The sequence below is a fragment of the Desulfosporosinus burensis genome, assembly GCF_054657535.1.
The window spans coordinates 1-704 of record NZ_BAAHYN010000063.1 but is presented as its reverse complement, the minus strand read 5'-3'; the positions used below and the strand labels follow the sequence as shown (position 1 = coordinate 704).

Genomic DNA, 704 nt, shown 5'->3' with positions numbered 1-704 from the left:
TGTAATTTGTGGACGATTGATGATCTTTTGGGCTGGTTTTAGTAAGTCTTTCGCTAAATCTACGACAACCGCGGACGGGTTCGCAAACTGGTTTTTCAATTTCCATTGAATAATCTCGGCAAAGGTCGAATTCGTCAGTAAGTCTGCATTATTACAAAAACAATAGACGAGATCCGGAATAATCGTTTCATTGATATATTTAAGAGCAAGAGGACTTCTAGGCCCGCCCCACTCCTCTAATAAAACGGCTGCTAGGCTTTCCGTTAAGCCGGTTAAATCCTGCTTAGTCCAGTCAAAATTCATTAATTCCGCCACCGCTCATCACCTTCCCAGCGTCCATTCCCATCTGCCACCCTAATTCCAACGCGTTAATGTTTCGTTCCGCCGTTCCTTTAGGAGCCCTTTGCTGGACAGCCTGCCTAACCTTCTCTAAAGGAATTTTGCCGCTTAAGGAAGCCACCACTCCCAAAGCCACGACATTGGCGCTTTGTTCGGAACCAAATTGAGTGCGGGCAGCTTTCGTGATCGGCAACGAATAAAAGTTTCTACTCCGTGGCTTAACTTCTGTAACCTGGGAATTATCCACAATCAGGACTGCCTCTTCATTCAGATGCAGTCCATACTTTTTATAGGCTTCTTGACTAAGGGTTAAGACAAAATCCGGTCTTTCAACTTTAGGGTAATCAATCGCTTCGTCTCCGATG

1 protein-coding gene and 1 pseudogene are annotated in these 704 nt (G+C 45.0%); both read right to left on the bottom strand.

Annotated features, from left to right (window positions below; all coding sequences use genetic code 11):
• A pseudogene (locus tag ACYQ3Q_RS28355) lies at window positions 1-315 on the bottom strand (HEAT repeat domain-containing protein); the annotation flags it as partial.
• The coding region (locus ACYQ3Q_RS28350; protein WP_459931731.1) for a 2-oxoacid:acceptor oxidoreductase family protein at window positions 293-704 on the bottom strand (412 nt) is incomplete at its 5' end. The gene ACYQ3Q_RS28350 and the pseudogene ACYQ3Q_RS28355, both read right to left, overlap by 23 nt.